The sequence below is a fragment of the Streptomyces muensis genome (assembly GCF_021474425.1).
GTDB lineage: Bacteria > Actinomycetota > Actinomycetes > Streptomycetales > Streptomycetaceae > Streptomyces > Streptomyces muensis.
The window spans coordinates 1-4,555 of the sequence record NZ_JAKEIP010000426.1; the positions used below are offsets into that span (position 1 = coordinate 1).

Consider the following 4,555-nt stretch of genomic DNA (forward strand, 5'->3'; position numbering starts at 1 on the left):
CGCCACCTCCTACGAAGCAGCGGTCACCCTCGCATCGTTCCTGCTCTGGGCAAGATCCGTTTGAAGACGGACCCTAGTAGTGCTTGATCAGGTGCATTCGCCGATGGGTGCGGTGGGCAGGTCAGCTCAGCAAGGACGGGCTCGTCGTCCAGGCGTGCGATGCTGATGGGGTGTAGCTCGTACTGCTCGATGTGGCTGTCGCCGAATCGCGTCACGTCGAGCCGATGCTTCAGCCGAACGCTCGGGTAACGGCCGACTGGCCCTCGGCTAGAACGTCGCCGCACAACAGCCTCCTCGAACCCGTACACCATGCCCAAGCACCGCACGTTAGCTGTCCGTGCTCGGGAAGGGGCCCCCATCGCTGAAAGGGCTGGAGACTGCTCGCAGTTGACCGTCGATCATTCACAATGTGGTGATCTAGGAAGGGTGCGGCTGAAGGAACGTGAGCCGAGGCAACGCTGATCGGGGTGTGTTCGGGTCGTCCCGTCTCTACCGTGGCGGTGGAGGAGGCGACTCTGATGGGCTCATTGTTCGATGAGTTGGAGGCCCGGGAGGCGGCTGCCCGGGTGAGGGTGGAGGAGCTTGAGTCGTAGATCGCGGAGTTGACGGCGCGGCTGGAGGCCGAGCGGGAGACGTGGTCGAGGCTGCGGGTGACGCGGGAGACGGTGGCCGAGGTGGTCGCGGAGATGTCCGGTTCGGACGAGGCGCCGATCGTCGAGCGGCCGGTGGAGCCGTCGGCCGGTGACCAGCCGGTGCGGATGGTTGGGGCGATCATGGTGCCGCATTGGAGGGAGGGGCTGTCGGCGGATGCGCTGCCGGATGTGCACCGCGACATCGTGGAGGTCGTGGCGGACGCGTCGACTCCGATGCAGGCCAAGCAGATCGTGCCGAGGATCGGGCTGCCGGCGGTGACGGCGAAGGTCGAGGGGACGCGGGGGAAGCTGAAACGGCTGGTGGAGCGGGGCTGGCTGAGAGAGGACCAGCCCGGGCTGTTCGCGCTCGCTCACCGGACAGCCGAGGCGAGAGGGCGAACTCCCTGAACGATAAAGGCTCTTCTTTCTACCTTCGTAGGTGCCAACCAGAACGAAGTGCAGAAAGAAGAGCGCGATGGAACCCTACGACGCCTTCGATGCCATTGATGAGTTCGCTGCCGCAGTCAGCGCCTTCGGCTGCCTGCAAGGCGACTTGGCCGACCCCGCGACCGCACGGCTGGCGCATCACGAGGTGGAAGAGCTGATCGGGGAGCGGGGCCGTGAGCTGCTGCGCCTGCTATTCCAGGGCCATCTCGACCTGCGGGCCCGCCGGGAACGCGAACAACCCCGCCCGACAGCCGGGGTGGTGACCGGGACAGACGGGCTGGTGCGTCCGCACCGGGAGACGGGTCATCACCGCGAGCTGGCCTGCGTGTTCGGCACCGTCACCGTCGAGCGGTGCGCCTGGCGGCAGAAGGGGCTGCCCAGCGTCCACCCCGCCGACCGGGCTCTGTCCCTGCCCGCCGGCCGGCACTCGCACGGCCTGCGCCGCCTCGCGGTCGCCGAGGCTGTCCGCGGCTCCTACGACCAGGCCAAAGCATCGATCGAGAGGCGGTGCGGGAAGGTGCTGGGCAAACGCCAGGCCGAACACCTCGTCACCGAGGCGGCCCGGGACATCGACGCCTTCTACCGGCAGCGGATTGTGCTGCCGGCGACCGCCGACACCCTCCTGGTTCTACAGTTCGACGGCAGGGGCATCGTGATGCGGCCCGAGGCCCTGCGGCCCGCCACCCTCAAGGCCCACCGGGCAGTCCGGCGGGCGATGCGCACCCGGCTCGCCCCGGGCGAGAAGCCGCACCGCAAGCGGATGGCCACCCTGGCCTGCGCCTTCGACGCCGATCCGGCGCCCCGTCGACCCCACGACATCATCGCCCCGCCCGACGGCCGCAGCCGCGAACGAACACCCCGGCCGGGGCCGAAAGCCTCGGCGAAATGGCTGACCGGGTCGGTCGTCCACCGCCCGAGCACACCGTCGCCGCCGCCTTCGACCAGGCCGAGGCCCGCGACCCTCACCACCTGCGCACCTGGGTGGTCCTCGTCGACGGCGCCCGCCACCAGCTCGACCTCATCCACGCCGAAGCCGACCGGCGCCAGGTCACCGTGCACGTTCTGCTCGACATCGTGCACGTCAGTGAGTACCTGTGGACCGCGGCGCACGCCTTCCACCCGCCCGGCACCGCCGACGCCGAAGCCTGGGTCGCCGGCCACTTGATCGCCATCCTGCACGGCCAGGCCGCCCGCGCTGCGGCCGAAATCACCGCACAGAGTGCCCGGGCCCGCCTGCGCGGAGCGAAACGCGAGGCCGCTGACGCCTGCATCGGCTACCTCACCGGCCACCTCGACCAGCTCGGCTACGACACCGCCCTCGCGGCGGGCTGGCCGATCGCCACCGGCGCGATCGAGGGCGCCTGCCGCCACCTGATCGGCGACCGCCTCGACATCACCGGCGCCCGCTGGGGCCTGGCCGGCGCCGAAGCCGTCCTCAAACTCCTCGCCCTGAACGACAACGACGACTTCGACGCGTACTGGACCTTCCACCTCGCCCGGGAACACGAACGTCTCTACCCCACCCCCGACCAGCACAACTACCAACTCACCGCCTGAACCACGGACTTCCCAGAGCCGGAGCTACACCCAACGCGGATCGGGTGACGGGCACGAACGAGGACCCTCTCGCACGGGCCAACTATCGCTGCGCATGGCCAACTATCGCTGTGACGGGGCGCTTCAGTTGGCCGCTTTGAGTGTCACAGTTGGCCACGTCCCGTGACCTCAGGCAGAAGGGGCGTCCTGGTGAACTCGATCGTGCAACCGGACGGAGTCGCAGGCGAGTGGCCGGATCGAGTGGCCGCCGTGCGTCGCGAGCTCGCCGAGCACGGCCCGCCGCGGAGTCCCGATGGCGGTCCGGACTTCGCCACCGTCACGCTGCCGGAGCGTGACGGTGATCAGGTACGTGACCTCCTGGTGGACGAGAGAGTCGGCACGGTCGTTGAGATCGGACTCGCCTATGCCGGCTCGGCGCTGGCGATCGGCGAAGCGCTGCTGCGCACCGGTTCACGGAACCCGCGGCACGTGGTGATCGACCCGTTCCAGTTCACGGCGTACGACGGCGTCGGGTGGGAACTGCTGCGCAGCGCCGGCCTGGACGACATCGCCGAGTTGGTGACCGAACCATCGCAGCGGTTCCTTGCTCAGTTGGCCGACGCGGGCTTCGCCGTGGACGCAGCGTTCGTCGACGGCAGCCACCACTTCCACAACGTGTTCGTCGACCTCCACTTCCTGGGCGAGATCGTCCGACCTGGCGGCGTCGTGCTGCTCGACGATGTCTGGTGGCCATCGGTCGCCGCTGCCGTGGCGTACTTCGAGACCAATCTGGGGTGGCGTCCGATACCAGGCGCTCTGGCCGACGGGACTGCTGACCCGGCCAGCGGTCGGCCGCGGACCGGCGCCTACCGGCTGCCCGATCCGCGCCCGACGCCGGACTTCAAGGAGTTCCGACCGTTCTGCTGATTCGGGTGGGTTCGCGAGGCCCCACCCGAATCGGGCGACCGCGCGTCAGTCACAGCGATGACATCGCGTTGAGCTTGCCCGGGGGTACCCCAATGGGCGTACTCCGTGACGTATTGAGGTCTGCAGGCCTCCTCCATCCCTAGTCTTCCCAGGCAAGACGACAGGGCTCGGGGAGGGCTTGGTGACAGGGCTGAACAGGGGAGCCATCGATCAGGCAGCGTTGTGGTCGGCCGCCCTGGCCGCAGTGATCACTCTGTCGTTGGGCGATGGACGCTACGACTGGCTGAGCTTCGCTTTGGGGACGGCGCTGGCGCTGCAGATCGCTGCCTTCTACCGTCCCGCACCTCACGAACCGGACAGGCGGTGGGACCGCTGCACGGGAGCGGGGAGTTTCGGAGCTGTCAGCGGGCTGGTTGCCGCGATGGTCCTGGCCTGACCCGTGCAGGCAGCGATCGGGACGCCGCGACGGTGTCGCGTGGGCGGAGCCAATCCGGACGACTGTGCTGGGGCCGCGGCGTACCCGTGGTTGGGCGTGGTGTGGCTTACGTCCGCAGTGGCCCTGTCCTACTGGCACTGGTCAATGGTGGTCATCCGGTCGGCGTCACAGCCGTCCTGAGCCCTCGGGTATCCGTCGGACCGGGGTACGCCGGGAGCCGTACCTCAGTGGCCATCTGTCGTACTCACCGGCCAACCGAAGTGCTCAGTCACAGCTGATGTGACTGAGCACGCTAGTTGGCCACTCTGAGCATTACGGTTGGCCGCAGAGTGGTGATGCACTGGAGCCGGCGCTCAAATCCCCAAGTCTGTCAGTCTGCCACCGGCCAGTTGAGTTCGGTACGCAGGTCACGCGGGTCCATGTCCGGGGAGGGCTGCGTGACGTAGGTCTCCCACCTGTCCTCTCCGGCGGACAGCCCCCGCGCCTGCATCCAGGAGAGCAGGCGTTCCCAGGAGGCCCCGAGACCCTCGAACGACCCGAAGTGCGTCAGGCGCGCGACCCGCCCTCCGGGAAGCGA

Annotated in this window: 4 protein-coding genes and 1 pseudogene; 4 read left to right on the forward strand and 1 reads right to left on the reverse strand. The window is 68.6% G+C overall.

What is annotated here, in order from left to right; genetic code table 11:
- Nucleotides 1-602: 602 nt before the first annotated feature.
- The 4 genes and pseudogenes from L0P92_RS42330 to L0P92_RS42345 all read left to right on the forward strand — a co-directional run bounded on the left by L0P92_RS42330 (nucleotide 603) and on the right by L0P92_RS42345 (nucleotide 3,978).
- Nucleotides 603-1,040 (forward strand): hypothetical protein, encoded by a 438-nt coding sequence (locus L0P92_RS42330; RefSeq protein ID WP_234768464.1) that lies wholly within the window; start codon nucleotides 603-605, stop codon nucleotides 1,038-1,040.
- Between the two features lie 67 nt (nucleotides 1,041-1,107).
- Nucleotides 1,108-2,636 (forward strand): annotated as a pseudogene (locus L0P92_RS42335) (ISKra4 family transposase).
- A gap of 189 nt (nucleotides 2,637-2,825) precedes the next feature.
- Complete coding sequence (locus L0P92_RS42340; protein ID WP_234768465.1) at nucleotides 2,826-3,542, forward strand: class I SAM-dependent methyltransferase; 717 nt, start codon at nucleotides 2,826-2,828, stop codon at nucleotides 3,540-3,542.
- A gap of 181 nt (nucleotides 3,543-3,723) precedes the next feature.
- Entirely contained in the window at nucleotides 3,724-3,978 is a 255-nt protein-coding gene (locus L0P92_RS42345) for a hypothetical protein (protein WP_234768466.1), read from the forward strand.
- A gap of 370 nt (nucleotides 3,979-4,348) precedes the next feature.
- Here L0P92_RS42345 and L0P92_RS42350 read toward each other — a convergent pair.
- On the reverse strand, nucleotides 4,349-4,555 hold a 207-nt coding region (locus L0P92_RS42350; RefSeq protein WP_234768467.1), incomplete at its 5' end, for a GyrI-like domain-containing protein.